This is a genomic window from Caballeronia sp. SL1002, from assembly GCF_057814995.1.
This window is the reverse complement of record NZ_JBYMUW010000002.1, coordinates 2,613,504-2,627,401: the sequence shown is the minus strand read 5'-3', so window position 1 is coordinate 2,627,401 and position 13,898 is coordinate 2,613,504. Positions and strand designations below refer to the sequence as shown.

16 protein-coding genes are annotated in these 13,898 nt (G+C 61.5%); 7 read left to right on the top strand and 9 right to left on the bottom strand.

The window, feature by feature from the left end; all coding sequences use genetic code 11:
• Positions 1 to 37 precede the first annotated feature (37 nt).
• Positions 38 to 373 (bottom strand): flagellar protein FliT, encoded by a 336-nt coding sequence (fliT, locus tag AC3D25_RS14615; protein WP_488889079.1) that lies wholly within the window; start codon positions 371 to 373, stop codon positions 38 to 40.
• A 194-nt stretch (positions 374 to 567) separates the two neighbouring features.
• Between fliT and AC3D25_RS14610 the strand changes: the two genes are divergently transcribed.
• Both AC3D25_RS14610 and rpsU read left to right on the top strand, forming a co-directional pair.
• Positions 568 to 1,518, top strand: coding sequence for an aldo/keto reductase (locus AC3D25_RS14610; RefSeq protein ID WP_488889078.1), 951 nt, complete (start codon positions 568 to 570; stop codon positions 1,516 to 1,518).
• Positions 1,519 to 1,822: 304 nt separating this feature from the next.
• Positions 1,823 to 2,035, top strand: coding sequence for a 30S ribosomal protein S21 (rpsU, locus tag AC3D25_RS14605; RefSeq protein WP_035942296.1), 213 nt, complete (start codon positions 1,823 to 1,825; stop codon positions 2,033 to 2,035).
• A 112-nt stretch (positions 2,036 to 2,147) separates the two neighbouring features.
• Here the strand turns inward: rpsU and AC3D25_RS14600 are convergent, their stop codons facing one another.
• The 3 genes from AC3D25_RS14600 to AC3D25_RS14590 form a co-directional block, all read right to left on the bottom strand.
• Positions 2,148 to 2,507, bottom strand: coding sequence for a phospholipase D-like domain-containing protein (locus AC3D25_RS14600; protein ID WP_488889077.1), 360 nt, complete (start codon positions 2,505 to 2,507; stop codon positions 2,148 to 2,150).
• A gap of 8 nt (positions 2,508 to 2,515) precedes the next feature.
• Positions 2,516 to 2,941: a hypothetical protein gene (locus AC3D25_RS14595; RefSeq protein WP_488889076.1), complete on the bottom strand. Its 426-nt coding sequence runs from the start codon at positions 2,939 to 2,941 to the stop codon at positions 2,516 to 2,518.
• A 493-nt stretch (positions 2,942 to 3,434) separates the two neighbouring features.
• Positions 3,435 to 4,076: a DNA-3-methyladenine glycosylase I gene (locus AC3D25_RS14590; protein ID WP_488889075.1), complete on the bottom strand. Its 642-nt coding sequence runs from the start codon at positions 4,074 to 4,076 to the stop codon at positions 3,435 to 3,437.
• A gap of 115 nt (positions 4,077 to 4,191) precedes the next feature.
• Between AC3D25_RS14590 and AC3D25_RS14585 the strand changes: the two genes are divergently transcribed.
• Together AC3D25_RS14585 and AC3D25_RS14580 are read left to right on the top strand one after the other, a co-directional pair.
• Positions 4,192 to 5,094 carry a glucosamine kinase nucleotide-binding domain-containing protein gene (locus AC3D25_RS14585; RefSeq protein WP_488889074.1) on the top strand — a complete coding sequence of 301 codons (903 nt, stop codon included), beginning with the start codon at positions 4,192 to 4,194 and terminating at the stop codon, positions 5,092 to 5,094.
• Between the two features lie 37 nt (positions 5,095 to 5,131).
• Positions 5,132 to 5,971, top strand: a complete 840-nt coding sequence (locus tag AC3D25_RS14580) for a Cof-type HAD-IIB family hydrolase (RefSeq protein ID WP_488889073.1) — start codon at positions 5,132 to 5,134, stop codon at positions 5,969 to 5,971.
• 90 nt (positions 5,972 to 6,061) lie between these two features.
• Here AC3D25_RS14580 and AC3D25_RS14575 read toward each other — a convergent pair whose 3' ends face one another.
• Both AC3D25_RS14575 and aqpZ read right to left on the bottom strand, forming a co-directional pair.
• A complete protein-coding gene (locus AC3D25_RS14575; protein ID WP_488889072.1) occupies positions 6,062 to 6,361 on the bottom strand; it encodes a hypothetical protein in 300 nt (99 codons plus the stop codon).
• A gap of 331 nt (positions 6,362 to 6,692) precedes the next feature.
• Positions 6,693 to 7,391 (bottom strand): aquaporin Z, encoded by a 699-nt coding sequence (gene aqpZ / locus AC3D25_RS14570; RefSeq protein ID WP_488889071.1) that lies wholly within the window; start codon positions 7,389 to 7,391, stop codon positions 6,693 to 6,695.
• A gap of 307 nt (positions 7,392 to 7,698) precedes the next feature.
• Here aqpZ and AC3D25_RS14565 point away from each other — a divergent pair, with 307 nt between their 5' ends.
• The gene (locus AC3D25_RS14565; protein ID WP_488889070.1) at positions 7,699 to 7,998 is read left to right on the top strand and encodes an H-NS histone family protein; all 300 of its coding nucleotides are present in this window, start codon (positions 7,699 to 7,701) and stop codon (positions 7,996 to 7,998) included.
• Positions 7,999 to 8,196: 198 nt separating this feature from the next.
• Here AC3D25_RS14565 and AC3D25_RS14560 read toward each other — a convergent pair whose 3' ends face one another.
• A complete protein-coding gene (locus AC3D25_RS14560) occupies positions 8,197 to 9,261 on the bottom strand; it encodes a glycosyltransferase family 4 protein (RefSeq protein WP_488889069.1) in 1,065 nt (354 codons plus the stop codon).
• Between the two features lie 710 nt (positions 9,262 to 9,971).
• Here AC3D25_RS14560 and flhD point away from each other — a divergent pair.
• On the top strand, positions 9,972 to 10,295 hold the full coding sequence (flhD, locus tag AC3D25_RS14555; protein WP_488889705.1) for a flagellar transcriptional regulator FlhD: 324 nt from the start codon (positions 9,972 to 9,974) through the stop codon (positions 10,293 to 10,295).
• Positions 10,296 to 10,307: 12 nt separating this feature from the next.
• Positions 10,308 to 10,862, top strand: a complete 555-nt coding sequence (gene flhC, locus AC3D25_RS14550; RefSeq protein WP_488889068.1) for a flagellar transcriptional regulator FlhC — start codon at positions 10,308 to 10,310, stop codon at positions 10,860 to 10,862.
• A gap of 30 nt (positions 10,863 to 10,892) precedes the next feature.
• Here flhC and AC3D25_RS14545 read toward each other — a convergent pair whose 3' ends face one another.
• Positions 10,893 to 11,579 carry a response regulator gene (locus AC3D25_RS14545; protein ID WP_488889067.1) on the bottom strand — a complete coding sequence of 229 codons (687 nt, stop codon included), beginning with the start codon at positions 11,577 to 11,579 and terminating at the stop codon, positions 10,893 to 10,895.
• Positions 11,580 to 11,607: 28 nt separating this feature from the next.
• Positions 11,608 to 13,557: a type IV pili methyl-accepting chemotaxis transducer N-terminal domain-containing protein gene (locus tag AC3D25_RS14540; RefSeq protein ID WP_488889066.1), complete on the bottom strand. Its 1,950-nt coding sequence runs from the start codon at positions 13,555 to 13,557 to the stop codon at positions 11,608 to 11,610.
• Between the last annotated feature and the right edge of the window lie 341 nt (positions 13,558 to 13,898).

The following is a 13,898-nucleotide window of genomic DNA, read 5'->3' as shown; positions in this document are numbered from 1 at the left end:
CGGCCTTTTTGCATGCGACGCGCGATGCGCAATGCTCTTAACGCGGCTGACGCGAGTTCGCGTCGAGCACCGACTGGATCTGCGCCGCCTGCTGATACTGACTCGCGGCGTTCGCCTGATCCATCGACTGGCGATGCCGCGACACCAGCGCATGCTGCGCGGCTTCGGCCTGCTGGCGCACGGCGTCCATGCTCGCCTGAATCTTGCGGATGGTCGCGAGCGCGTCCGCGGACTGCTCGCCGCCAAGCGCCATGAGCAACGGCGAGCGCGTTTCCGTGAGTTCCGCCGCGCGGGCCCAGTCGTTCGAGGCGGCGGCCGATTCGATGGCTTCCGTCAGATTCCACGCTTCGGAAATCAGGTCTTGCTGAGTCATCGCATTTTCGCTGGTTGGAGTGCGGGCGGTCTTGCGCGCATTGCTGACAAGACTATTACGGCGGCGGCCACACGCGTGAAAAATCGTAAGCCTCGATTATACGGCGCGTTCGGGCGGCGTCCGGCGAGCCGCGCGTATCGCGCGTATCCTTTTCTGTCCGTGATTTCATTCGATTCCACTCGACAGGAGCGCACATGCAACACCGGCAAATCGGCACATCGGAACTTCAGGTCGCGCCGCTCGTATTCGGCGGCAACGTGTTCGGCTGGACCGCCGACGAACGCACGTCGTTCTCGATCCTCGACGCATTCGTCGACCACGGCCTGAACTTCATCGATACTGCGGACGTCTACTCAGCCTGGGTCGACGGACATCAAGGCGGCGAATCGGAAAGCATCATCGGCAAGTGGTTCAAGGAGAGCGGCAAGCGCGACAAAATCGTACTCGCGACCAAGGTCGGCATGCTGAGCACGCGCCCCGGGCTGTCGGCGGCGAACATCGAAGCGGCCGTGAACGATTCGCTGCGCCGCCTGAAGACGGACTACATCGACGTGTATTTTTCGCACCTGGACGACGACAAAACCCCGTTCGACGAGACGCTCGGCGCGTATCAAAAGCTTGTCCAGGCGGGCAAGGTGCGGGTGATCGGCGCGTCGAACTACAGCGGCGAGCGGCTCGAAGCGGCGCTGAAAGTGTCCAAAGAAAGCGGTTTGCCCGCCTATCAGATTCTCCAACCGGAATACAACCTCTACGATCGCGAAGGCTACGAGTCCGACCAGGAACCGGTCGCGGCGGCCAACAAAATTGCGGTGGTCACGTATTTCAGCCTCGCGAGCGGGTTTTTGAGCGGCAAATACCGCTCGAAAGAAGATACGCAGCAGGGCGCGCGCGGCTCGCGGGTCGAGAAATACATGAACGAACGTGGAATGCGGATCGTCGATACGTTGGTCGAAGTGGCAAAGCGCCACGACACGGCGCCGGCGACCGTCGCGCTGGCGTGGCTGATCGCCCGGCCGAGCGTCACGGCGCCGATTGCGAGCGCGACATCGGTCGCGCAACTCGAAAGCCTGGCTGCCGCAACACGGCTTCGACTTGAGCCGGAAGACCTCCAGACACTCGACGAAGCCAGCGCCCCGGCGAAATAAGCGAGTTGCATCAGAGGGTTGGCGAGAAAGCTGCGATCTGGTAACATCGCGCCCGAATCGAGATTTTTGCCCGACGGCGTGGCGTTTCAGGCCGCGCCCGGCGGCCCAAAAGTGCGTCATTTCAGTTTTTGCTTGAGTGCGCATGCCGTTTTCGGCGGTGAATCCCAACTCTCTCTTTTCCGGCCTCCGTGGCCGCTTTGCTCGTGTCCGCCGTGTTGGGCGGACGATCGGAGTGCCGGCGTGAGGTGAAATGTTCTGCGTTTCGCCGCACAGTCAGAAAAACGTTTAGCGATTTAGGAATTCCATGACCACTATTGTTCTGAAAGAAAACGAGCCGTTCGACGTGGCGATTCGCCGTTTCCGTCGCACGATCGAAAAGAATGGCCTCATCGCCGAGTTGCGTGAGCGTCAGTCGTATGAAAAGCCGACCACCGCGCGCAAGCGGAAGAAGGCTGCAGCGGTGAGCCGTCTGCGCAAGCGTCTGCGTAGCCAGATGCTGCCGAAGAAGATGCACTAAATGTGTCTTCGGTCCGTTCTTAACGATCGGACATGACGGGCTGCAAAGCAAAACGGCGGTGCGACCTTTCGGGTCGCACCGCCGTTTTGCTTATGGCTAGTGACTTGAATTATCAGACAAAGGCGTAGCGTTTGCCGACTTGTTCCAGCAGATGCGGCCATTCGTCGACATTCGCGTCGTCGTGGACTTCTTCCAGATCCATCAGCAATTCGATGATGGTCGGGTCGTAGGCGTTCACATTCGATGCATACAGCGCGCGCAACAGCGTTCCATCTGCGGCGTGGCGGTAATACGAAATGCCGACGCCTTCGATTTCCGGCCGATACACGTCGTCGCTGACGAGTGAACCGATCGCGCATTTTCTGCCGTCGCCGCTACGCAGCCGGCAGGAGCCGTTTTCGTCTTCCGATACGGCTCGCTGGGTCAGCAAGTGAGTGCTGACCCGCTCGTAAATATCTCTGGCGCTCAACATCGCGACACTCACGCGGCAGATTTGAGTTGTTCGGCCGACAAGCCGAATTGACGCGCGATCGACGTGAAACGCTCGCGCCATTCCCATTTCCCAAACACATCGTGAACGTTCTGCAGGCAGCTCAGCAATTCGACGGTATTCGGATCGAACACGTTGATATGCGCTCGCAGCAGCGCGCGTTTGAGCGCCGCGACGCCGACATCCATATACGGCGGAATCGCTTCGGGCAGCTTGGCGAGGTAGCGGACCGGCACACCTTCCATCGCCGTCACGTAGTCACGTGGCTTGATGAAGCTCCCGACCGGGCAGCCGCCGCAATAACCGCGATACGCGCCGCCGCCGCGAGGCAGCAACGCCGCTTGTCCCTGGCCGAAAAGGTGGTGGACTGCGTTGTCGTAGATTTCCTGATGCGTCAGAAATTGGTGGCTTTTCATGTTGATCTCCCCTGCGTTTCGCCGCAGCGGCCATTCGTTGCAATCGTTGATTTTCGAGCGAAGCGCACTTGCAGTATCGGCCGGCATGGCTGTCGCGAAAGAGCGATCAGCAACACAAAAAGACGTCAATTCCCGGCGTTCGCTACTTTGAGCACTATCGTTTTCCCGACCCGTCGCGGTAACGCGTACGCCGCGTTCCGATACTCGCGCCGCACTTCACGCTCAATGAAGATTCGACGTTCATGAGAGTTATAACGGCTGAGCCCGGTAAAAACGTAGCAGGCACTACCCGAGTAGCCGCAATTTTGACACGCTCCGAACGATCGTGCAGCGCCGCAAAAGCGCCACCAAACGTGCTGCCACAAGCGATCGAGCATGACTCACTGCAAAAAAACCTTGGCGAGTCAGGATTTTCCCTAGGTGCGTCGAAAATGTGCCGAAATGTTGCGAAAAGACAATGCGCTCGGAAATTTCGGAAAAACTTTCTTGGATGTCAGGTCTGTCCCTTCGAGCCCTTGCGCGCCGCCGGTGCGTTTTTCCTGGCAGTGGTTTTTTTCAATGTGTTCGCGGAAAGAGTTGCTCGCGCCGGACAACTGGCCTCGTGGTCGTTGACCATGCCCGTCGCCTGCATGAACGCGTAACAAATGGTCGTACCAATGAATTTGCAGCCGTATTTCTTGAGCGCGCGGCTGAGCGCGTCGGATTGTTCGGTCGATGCGGGTGCGTTTTGATATTTCTCGCGCGGTGTGTCGACGGGCGCGTTGTCAACGAACGACCACACGAACGCCGCGAACGAGCCGTGTTCTAACTGGATTTGCTGCACGGCCCGGGCGTTCAGGATCGCCGACTGGATTTTGGCGCGATTGCGGACGATGCGCGCATCGCCCATCAGGCGTTCGACGTCCGCTTCGGTGAAGCGCGCGACCTTATCGACGTCGAAGCCCGCGAAAAGCTCCCGATAACCATCCCGCTTGTTAAGAATCGTCGACCACGACAACCCTGCCTGCGCGCCCTCCAGCACGAGGAACTCGAACAGGTGCTGGTCGTCGTGCGAGGGCACGCCCCATTCTGTGTCGTGATAGTGAATCATCGCTTCCGTGCTCGCCCAACTGCACCGTTTTGCCGCTGTTTCCATGGACCGCGTCCTCGCCTGATCGAATAGCCGCCAAGCTTAGCCGATGCGCGGCGCGCTGAGACCATCGTCCGTTCGGCTAGTTGGCGGCGCGCGGCGGGCCGGTTAAGCTCGCGGCATGACACTTCATTCCCCACATTCAGACGGCTATCTGCTCGGCGTAGATGGCGGCGGCACCGGCACCCGCGTCGTGCTGGCCGATTCAAACGGCGCGGAAATCGCGCGCGCGACGGGCGGCCCATCCGGCCTTGGATTAGGCGTCGAGCGCGCGTGGCGGGAGATCGAAGCGGCGTGCAGCCGCGCGTTCGAGGCGGCTCGCCTGCCGTTCGACTGGCAAACGTGTTCGCTCGGCTGCGGACTGGCGGGCGTGAACCACGCTGGCTGGCTCGCCGAATTCATCGCGCGCGCGCCGTCGGTGCGCGCGCTCGCGGTCGAAAGCGACGCTTACACGACCCTGCTCGGCGCGCACGGCGGCGCGGCCGGGGTGATCGTGGCGCTTGGCACGGGGAGCATCGCGGCCGTGCTGGACCCGGACGGCGGGAGCCGGATCGCGGGCGGCTACGGTTTTCCGAGCGGCGACGAAGCGGGCGGCGCTTGGCTCGGCCTGCGCGCCGCCGTCCATCTGCAGCAAGTGCTCGACGGCCGCGCGACGCCCGACGCGTGGTCGCACGCCTTGCTCGCGGCGACCGGCGCGACCGATCGCGACAGCTTGGTCGTGTGGCTTTGCGCGGCAAACCAGACCGGTTACGCGACGCTCGCGCCCACACTTTTCGCGCACGCCGATCACCCGGTCGCCGCCGCGCTGCTGGTCGCGGCGGGCCGCGAAATCGAAAAACTCGTGGCGGCGCTCGATCCGGCGAACGCGTTGCCGCTCGCGCTGTGCGGCGGTTTGGCCGGGCCGCTCGAACCGTTCGTGCCGGCGGCGTTGCGTCCGCGATTGCGCGCGCCGCTTGCCGATTCAGCGACGGGAGCGCTGCGTCTCGCGCGCACGGCGGGAGTGTCGTCGGCGCGGGCAGGCTAAAATGCCGGGCTGCCCGCCAACTTATCCGAAGCCCGCCATGTACTCAGTCATCGCCACCGATCTCGACGGCACGCTCCTCAACAGCAATCACCAGGTCGATCCGTTCACCATCGAAACGGTTCGCCGTCTGAACGCTCAAGGCGTGCAATTCGTGATTGCGACGGGACGGCATTATCGGGATGTCGCGGGAATTCGCGACGTGCTCGGCATCGACCCTTACCTGATTACGTCGAACGGCGCGCGGGTCCACGCGCCCGGCGATGAGCGCGTCTACGCGCGCAATCTCGATCCCGCCGCGGTCCGCCGGCTCGTCCAACCGGAACTGACGGGTGGCGAGGGGCGCGTGATCGTGAATTTGTTCGCCGACGACGCGTGGTTGATCGACCGTCACGCGCCCGAATTGCTCGTCTTCCACCAGGATTCGGGCTTCAAGTACGAAGTGATGGACTTGCGCGAGCACGACGGCCGGGACATCGCAAAGGTGCTCTATATCGGCGAACCGAAGGACCTCGCCGAAACCGCCGCGAACCTGGAGCGCGAATTCGGCGATGCGCTTTATGTGACGTATTCGCTGCCGGATTGCCTCGAAGTGATGACGTCGGATGTATCGAAGGGTCGTGCGCTGCGCTACGTGCTGGACCAGCTCGACGTCGATCCGTCGCATTGCGCCGCATTCGGCGACAACATGAACGATATCGACATGCTGGAAACCGCCGGCCATCCTTTCATGATGAACAACGCGAACCCGAATCTGATCACGCGGCTGCCGCAGGTGCCGCGTATCGGCAATAACTTCGAGGCAGGCGTCGCGCATCATCTGCGTAAGCTTTTCGGGATAGTCGACGAACTGGCTTCGCCCGGTCACGCGCCTTCCTGAACGGCGCAAAGATGTTGAAAAAGGCCGTTCCGCGATGCGCGGAACGGCCTTTTTCATGCAGCGGGCGCTTCGGATGTCGCGAACGAGCGCTTATCCGCGACGCCCCCAGTCGCGCCCGTGGTCCCAGCCTTGATGATAGCCACCGCGATCCCACGCGGCGCGGTCCCAGCGGGCGCGATCATGGTCGCCCCGGCGCGGCCCGTCGCGATGCCATTGCGGCGCGCGATACACCGGCGCGGGCTGCACGTAGACCGGCGCCGGGCGGTAAGCAGGCCCGTAGGCGGGCGCGCCGAGCGACACGCCGATATGCACATCCGCAGCCTGCGCCGCGCCTGCAGCGCCAAGTACGAGGCCGGTCGCAACGAGCAATTGGGTAACGATGCGCTTCATTTGTACTCTCCTTTAAAGCGACGACTGTCGCGTGAGTCCAGCGTATGAGTACCAATTTACGCAGCGTCCCTCTTACAAGCTTCGACGAGTTGTTACCGTATGCAAGTTCGAAGTAAGGGCCGGATTTGTCGGTCGCTCGGTCTCCGCGCCCGTCTGCCCGGGCTTTGCGCCTATCCAGCCTGGTCAGGCGCATCGCGGTTGTAAACACCCATTACATTTGTCGCGCATTTTTCATGATGGATCGCGCGCCCGACTGGCGCGCGGAAACGAAAAAGGGCGCTTTCGCGCCCGTTTTCCGGATGTTCGCCGGCGTTATCCACACCGGTGCTGCTTATTTTTCGCGCGACAGGCACGGATAAATCAACCCGGCCAAAATCGCCCCGACAATCGGCGCGGCCCAGAAAAGCCACAGTTGATCGATTGCCGCGCCGCCTGCGATTAGCGCCGGACCGGTCGAACGCGCCGGGTTCACCGACGTGTTCGTCACCGGAATCGAGATCAGATGGATGAGCGTCAGGCAAAGGCCGATCGCGATAGGCGCAAAACCGGACGGCGCGCGCTTGTCCGTGGCGCCGAGAATCACGAACACGAAGAAGAACGTCATTACGACTTCGCAGACGAACGCTGCGAGCATCGTGTAGTTGCCGGGCGAACGTGCGCCGAAACCGTTCGACGCGAAGCCGCTCGTCGCCAGATCGAAGTCGGGCGAGCCGCTCGCGATGCTCAGCAGCACGAGTGCGCCGAGCGACGCGCCGATCACCTGCGCGACGATGTACGGTCCGAGGTCGCGCGCCGGAAAGCGCCGCGCGACCGTCAGGCCGACGCTGACCGCCGGGTTCAGGTGGCAACCCGAAATATGGCCGATCGCATAAGCCATGGTGAGAACGGTCAATCCGAACGCGAGCGAAACGCCCACGAATCCGATGCCGAGTTCCGGGAATTTAGCCGCGAGCACCGCGCTGCCGCAGCCGCCCAGCACCAGCCAGAACGTTCCGAACGCTTCCGCGCCGAGGCGTTTTGCCAATTGCATGATTTGTAATCCTAAAAAAATTAATTAAAGCCAAACATCGAAGCCGACCAATATCGACACGAATCCCAAGCGCTTACTCGCGTCGAAGTTTAATCGCGCTCATGACGGTGGGTTGTCAAAAATGGTCGATCGGTTCGGATGTCAGAAGTCTTTTCAGTCGGCCTATCTCTTATCCGAATAGGCGTTCTTTTCGGATGAATCTATCTTGTGAAAGATCATCTGATGGACATTGCATCTTTTAATCGTGGCGACTACGCTTGGGTTTAATCGAGGAGTTCGCGCAATCCAATAAAAGGAGATAAATAAATTGTCACAGTACACAGACCTCAAGGCGCAAATTGCGCGTCTGCAGGCTCAGGCGGAGGAGGTGCGCCGCAATGAACTCGAAGCGGTCGTCGCGGATATCCGCAAAAAGATCGACGAGTACGGGCTGACCGCACAGGATCTCGGGCTTACGCTTGTCCGGCGCGGGCGACCGCCGAAGAAAGAACCGTTGCCGCCGATGTACCGCGACCCGAAAAGCGGCAATACATGGAGCGGCCGCGGTAAGCCGCCGAATTGGATCGCCGGAAAAAATCGCGAACGATTCCTAATTGCGCACGAATGATCCTTACTGTTTCCTATTTGTTCTTGATTTTGTCTTGGTTCTAGATCGTGCAATAAAAAAGCCGCCCCAAAAAGGGGCGGCTAATTCTTGTATGCGGGCTAAATAGTGCCGCCAAATTCGTATAGCATTGAGCGACACGCCGGTCCATCTGTCACCGTCCGGCGATTCGAACCTATTTCAAATCGCCGGCCAGCGCAATTAACCGACCGCGACCTGACGCAATACCGGACGCTTTTGCGCCTGCAGCAGCGCCGTATAGCTGTCGACGTAATTCTGCGCCATCGTCTTCGCGCTAAAGCGTCGTTCGAATTGCGCACGAATTTCCGTGCGCGACAGTTCGTCCAGGCGTTGCAGCGCGCCGACCGCGCCTTGCACGTCTTCGCAGATGAAACCCGTCACGCCGTGGTCGATCACTTCCGGCACCGAGCCGCGATTAAACGCGATCACCGGCGTGCCGCACGCCATCGCCTCGATCATCACGAGGCCAAACGGCTCCGACCAGTCGATCGGAAACAGCAGCGCCTTCGCGCCCGACAGGAACTCGGGCTTCTGCGCCTCGTTGATCTCGCCGACAAACTCGACGTGCGCCTGCGACAACAGCGGTTCGATGGTCGATTTGAAGTATTCCTGGTCGACCTTGTCCACCTTGGCGGCGATCTTCAACGGCAAACCGCTTTGAGCAGCGATCTTGATGGCGAGATCGGCGCGCTTTTCCGGACAGATACGACCGAGAAACGCGAGATATTCCGGCTTTTTGTGAGCTTGCGGCGTGAGCAACTGATCCGGCAAACCGTGGTAAATCGTGTTCAGCCAGTTTGCCTGCGGCAGCGGCAGGCGCTGCGAATCCGAGATCGAGACGACCGACGCCTTCGTGAACGTATCGAATACGGGTTGCAGTTCCGGCAGATCGAGACGGCCGTGCAGCGTCGTGACAAACGGCGTGTCGAGCGTCGAGAACAACGAAAACGGCATGTAGTCGAGGTGGAAGTGCAGCACGTCGAATTCATGCGCGCGACGGCGCACGTTTTCTAGCAGCAGCATGTGCGGCGCAAGCGCATCGCGAATCGACGGATCGAGGCGCAGCGCGCGCGGCCACGCCGCTTCGAGCGTTGCGCGAGTTTCCGAGTCGCCGCTCGCGAAGAGCGTCACGTCGTGTCCGAGATCGACGAGTGCGTCGGTCAGATAGGACACCACGCGCTCGGTGCCGCCGTAGAATTTCGGGGGGACGGCTTCGTGCAGCGGGGCAATTTGTGCGATACGCATAACGGTGACTCTCCTGTTCGTGAGGGCATCGCACAGTTGCGCTCCGGTCGAGCGCCAGCGAATGCCTGCGGGCGGACAGCGTTCTGATTGCCGCCCGAAGATGGACCCGGCGATATGGCCGGGTTATCCCTTACGTCTCATTATCGACATCGAGCCACGCATTTCGAGTGATTTTTCAAACGCTTAACCTTGTTACAGGCGGAAACACCGGCTGTAACCAAGGTCGTTTTATTCGCGAAACGCAATGCCCACGGCCGACTCCGGCTTTTCACCCGGATTAGGCGCGGCATCATTCAGCAGTTTTCGGGCCACGCCCGAAAGCGGGATTACGCGCCCTGAAACGGGGCGAATAAAAACAGCTAATCCGTACGGAAGGGTGCTTGCGTCAACACGCGGGCGGCGGCGCGCCAGACAAGGCGCTGCGGGAATTTGCATACAAATGCGCATTCAGCGTTCAGTTATCGGGATTCGTGCCGTTATTCACGGGACCGGCAAAAATAATTCAATATGACGTGTAGGAAATATTCCTACACGCTTTTACCTGCTCCTCCGGCGCGAGATCGGAACGTTTGTCCGATATTTGAGCACGCGCCATTCAGAGACAATCGCCTCGACGTTAATGCGGTAGTGAATTCGGATTTTGAACGCGCCGATTCCGGCAAACGTTTCCGCATGGCCTGACCAGCCAGATAATCGACTCGGGGCAAATGATGACTGACGGCAATACCACCACGCTCGCGGAGATCCGGGAAGTTAATCTGTCCTACCTCCTGCTCGCTCAGCGCCTTTTACAGGAAGACCGCGATTCCGCGATGTACCGGATGGGCGTTTCGTCCGAACTCGCCGACGTCCTCGTCACGCTGAGCCTGCCTCAGGTCGTGCGCGTGGCTTCGTCGAGCCATTTGCTGTGCCGGTTCCGCTTCGACGATCACGCGATCCTTTCGTCGCTCGCCGACAAAGGCAAGAGCGCTGCGCTCTCGCATACGCATTCGGCCATCCTGCTTGCCGGCCAGCCGGCCGAGCAGATCGGCTGAGAGGGTCTCGCCATGGCAACGAAAAGCGTCATCGCGGAAGTCCGCGAGATCACGCTGGCGATCGAGTTGATCGAACTCGGCGCCCGGCTTCAACTGCTGGAAGCCGAGACGAGCCTGTCGCGCGACCGCCTGATCAAGCTCTACAAGGAACTGAAGGGCGTTTCGCCGCCGAAGGGCATGCTGCCGTTTTCAACCGACTGGTTCATGACGTGGCAGCCGAATATTCACTCGTCGCTGTTCTACAACATCTACCGGTTCATGAACGAGCACAGCGGCGGCGTGCAGATCCAGTCGATCATCAAGAGCTATCGGCTCTATCTCGAACATGTCGAAATGCACGGCGACGAACCCACGCTGAGTCTCACGCGCGCGTGGACGCTGGTGCGTTTCTTCGATTCCGGCATGTTGCAGACCAATACCTGCACGCGCTGCAACGGCCATTTCGTGGCGCACGCCTACGATTTGCGCAACGGTTTCGTGTGCGGCCTGTGCCAGCCGCCGTCGCGCGCGGGCAAGACCCGAAAGGCGAGCGCCGCCGCCGCGCTGGACGAGGAACTCGCCGCTTAACGCCGGCTTCTTGCTGGCGTCCCGCGCCGGTCAGCGCGGCATTTGCGCGTCCTGTTCCAGCGCGTAAATCGCAATCTGCACGCGGCTCGTCATCTTCAGCTTGCGCAGCACGTTGCGCACGTGAATCTTCACGGTGCTTTCAGCGAGGTCGAGCGATCGTGCGATGTCCTTGTTGCTCGCGCCGCGCGACAGGCTGCGCACAATGTCGCGCTCGCGCGGCGTGAGCGCTGGCGTGTCGCCGGCGATGTCGGCATTGGCGCTGACGTCGTCGCTTCGTGCGGTGACTGCCCGCGATGGACCGCGCAGTTGCGCGACGAGCTTCGCCGTCATGTCGTCGGCGACTACGGCTTCGCCGTTCGTCGCGCGCCGGATTGCGGAGGAAAGCGTCTCCGCCTCGATATTTTTCAGCAGATACCCGCACGCGCCCTTGCCGAGCGCGGCCGTCAGTTCGTCCACGTCTTCGGAAACGGTCAGCATGATGACCGCCGCGTCGGGCACATCCTGTTGCAGCAATTCGAGCGTCTCGATCCCGGACAATCCCGGCATATTGAGATCGAGCAGCACGACATCCGGCCGATGCTGCTTCGCGCGCTTGATCCCCTCGATACCGTCAGCGGCGTCGTCCACCACTTCGAAATCGGGCTGACGCTGCAAGAGCGCGCGCACGCCGGAGCGGAACAGCGTGTGATCGTCGATTAGAAGAATGCGAATGGTCATGGCTTGAGATTTTCTCGATAACTCCGCGTCACGCTGGCGCTCGCTCGCTCGCGGGCAACAGCAGCACGACGCGCGCGCCGTGGCCCGCCTCGCCTTCGAGCCGAAGCTGCGCGTTGAGGCGCGCGGCGCGCTCGCGCATGATGTGAAAGCCGACGTGCGCCTCGCCGCGTTCGGCAATCCCGGCCGGATCGTAGCCTTGGCCGTCGTCTTCTATCCGCATGCGGAAATCGCGCGCATTTTCGATGACAACGGCGACCTTCGACGCCAGCGCGTGCTTGCGTATGTTCGAGAGCGCTTCCTGGAGAATGAACAGAACCTGCAGTTGTTGATCCGGCGGGAGCGGCGGACCGCCCGCCTCGTCGAAACGCCAATCGACGCTTGCGTCGGACTGGCGCTGGAAGCGCGTGATCGTGTCCTCGGCGGCGCGCTTCAGATCGCCGCGACCCAGCCGCGTACGGAAATTCACGAGCAACTCGCGGACGTCGTCGTAGCTTTCTTCCAGACCGCCGCGCAAGAGCGGCACGATTTCGCGAACGTCGGCGAGGTCGCCGGCGTTTGACGCTGTGTCGAGCATATGCACCTGAATTTTCAGAAAATTCAGACTTTGCGCGATGCTGTCGTGCAAGCCCTGCGCGACCAGATGCCGCTCTTCCGCCACTGCGAGCTGGCGCGCAGCCGTTGCGAGCCGATGATTTTGCAGCGCGGTTCCGAGATGCTTGCCGAGCGTTTCGAGCAATTGCACTTCAGACGCGGGGATTGCGCGTTCGCGCCGGAAGTGGAGCGAGAACGAGCCGAGCGAGATTTCCGGCGACACGATGCCGAACGCGGCGACGCCCGCGAAGCCGGCTCTTTCGCAGCGCGTGGCAAACGCGGCCTCGGAGACGCGTTCTTGAGCGTGGCCCGTAGTCCGCGTGTCGTGAATGACCGCCACGCGCTGGGCCGCCGCGCCGCCACAGAGACATTCGTGCGCGGACATGCAGCGCTCCGCATCGACCAGTTCTTCCGACAATCCTTCCGACGCGATCAGGTGCAGCGTGTCGTCGTTGTTGCCGAGCGCGCGAACGGAACCGGCGTCCGCGTCGAACTGACGGATCACGCGGGTGAGAAAGCCGCGGCATAGCGTCTCGACGTCGTGTGGTTCGTGCAGAAACGCCGTCATCTCGTAAAGCGCGGTCAACTCGCGATTTTGCGCTGCGAGTTGCGCGGTTTTGTCGATCACGCGTTGCTCGAGGTTGCGATAGATGTGCTGCAATTCGGCGGCCATTCGGTTGAAACCCTGCGCGAGATGGCCGAATTCGTCGCGCGTATCGACCGGCAGCCGCGCGCCGAAATCGCGCCGCTTGATGCGCGCGAGGCCGTCTTCCAGGCGGAGAACCGGAACGATGAACCACAGAAACATCAGATAGACGATAGCGACCGTCCCGACGCACGCCATCGCGGCGAGCGCCATTTGCGAGCGTCGCAGCCACGCGGTTTTGCTCGCGTTGTCCTGCTCGATCAAGCGCACGAGCGTATCGGCATCGTCGACGAAGCCAGGCAGATAATCGAGATAGATCGCGCGTTCGTTGGCGGGGCGTGACTGGTCGTAGGCGATTGTAGGTTCCAGCAGCGCGCGCCAGGTGAACGACACGAAATCGAATTGCGTGCGGATCGCGCTCGTATCGGGCAAAAAGAGCGGGCGGGCGGGGTCGCCGCGTTGCAGATTCGCAAGCGTCTGATCGAGCAGCGCGACTTGCGGCGCGATATCGGCCGGACGTCCCGCGCGCGCTTCGTCGAGCGCGATCGCGACATTGCTCGCGCGCATGCGCAGGCTGCCCGCGTCGTTGATGGCCGCCCCCGCGCCTTCGAGTTGCCACGATAGCCACAGCGTACCGACAATCATCGTCAGCACGAATGCCAGTGCAACGCCGGAGAGCGCGAGGATCCGCGTGGTCAGGCGTCGGTTGAAATAGTTGCCGCGCGCTTCGTGGGAGGACATGGACGGCTTGCGGCCGCTGGAATGCGGTCCGCCGATGAGTGAAACCACAATTATCCGGGGCGGCGTTCATCTTGAAATTAAACCCGACTGTTTAACGCTGAGACGCCGCACCGCACCGCACCGCACCGCACCGCACCGCACCGCACCTCGCCTCGCCGCACCGCGCCGCGCCGCGCCGACTGCCGATCAAGCACCGCCTCTTTTGAGGACTCGGACTTAGGCTCGGCTGACATCGCGCGCAGGTTGCTATTGCTTCGCCAGCCCGGAACGACGGCCCTCTCGCCGCGCTTCTTAGCGCGGCGAGTACGCCTGCGGACAGACCTGTTCGGGAATGCAGCGGG

What these genes read in the sequence shown, in the direction of transcription:
- flhC (WP_488889068.1), top strand. Translation starts at nt 10,308, where the DNA reads ATGGCAACGAAAAGCGTCATCGCGGAAGTCCGCGAGATCACGCTGGCG.
- aqpZ (WP_488889071.1), bottom strand. Translation starts at nt 7,391, where the DNA reads ATGCAATTGGCAAAACGCCTCGGCGCGGAAGCGTTCGGAACGTTCTGG.
- rpsU (WP_035942296.1), top strand. Translation starts at nt 1,823, where the DNA reads ATGACCACTATTGTTCTGAAAGAAAACGAGCCGTTCGACGTGGCGATT.
- fliT (WP_488889079.1), bottom strand. Translation starts at nt 373, where the DNA reads ATGACTCAGCAAGACCTGATTTCCGAAGCGTGGAATCTGACGGAAGCC.
- flhD (WP_488889705.1), top strand. Translation starts at nt 9,972, where the DNA reads ATGACTGACGGCAATACCACCACGCTCGCGGAGATCCGGGAAGTTAAT.
- AC3D25_RS14545 (WP_488889067.1), bottom strand. Translation starts at nt 11,579, where the DNA reads ATGACCATTCGCATTCTTCTAATCGACGATCACACGCTGTTCCGCTCC.
- AC3D25_RS14540 (WP_488889066.1), bottom strand. Translation starts at nt 13,557, where the DNA reads ATGTCCTCCCACGAAGCGCGCGGCAACTATTTCAACCGACGCCTGACC.
- AC3D25_RS14590 (WP_488889075.1), bottom strand. Translation starts at nt 4,076, where the DNA reads ATGGAAACAGCGGCAAAACGGTGCAGTTGGGCGAGCACGGAAGCGATG.
- AC3D25_RS14600 (WP_488889077.1), bottom strand. Translation starts at nt 2,507, where the DNA reads ATGTTGAGCGCCAGAGATATTTACGAGCGGGTCAGCACTCACTTGCTG.
- AC3D25_RS14595 (WP_488889076.1), bottom strand. Translation starts at nt 2,941, where the DNA reads ATGAAAAGCCACCAATTTCTGACGCATCAGGAAATCTACGACAACGCA.
- AC3D25_RS14560 (WP_488889069.1), bottom strand. Translation starts at nt 9,261, where the DNA reads ATGCGTATCGCACAAATTGCCCCGCTGCACGAAGCCGTCCCCCCGAAA.
- AC3D25_RS14585 (WP_488889074.1), top strand. Translation starts at nt 4,192, where the DNA reads ATGACACTTCATTCCCCACATTCAGACGGCTATCTGCTCGGCGTAGAT.
- AC3D25_RS14610 (WP_488889078.1), top strand. Translation starts at nt 568, where the DNA reads ATGCAACACCGGCAAATCGGCACATCGGAACTTCAGGTCGCGCCGCTC.
- AC3D25_RS14580 (WP_488889073.1), top strand. Translation starts at nt 5,132, where the DNA reads ATGTACTCAGTCATCGCCACCGATCTCGACGGCACGCTCCTCAACAGC.
- AC3D25_RS14575 (WP_488889072.1), bottom strand. Translation starts at nt 6,361, where the DNA reads ATGAAGCGCATCGTTACCCAATTGCTCGTTGCGACCGGCCTCGTACTT.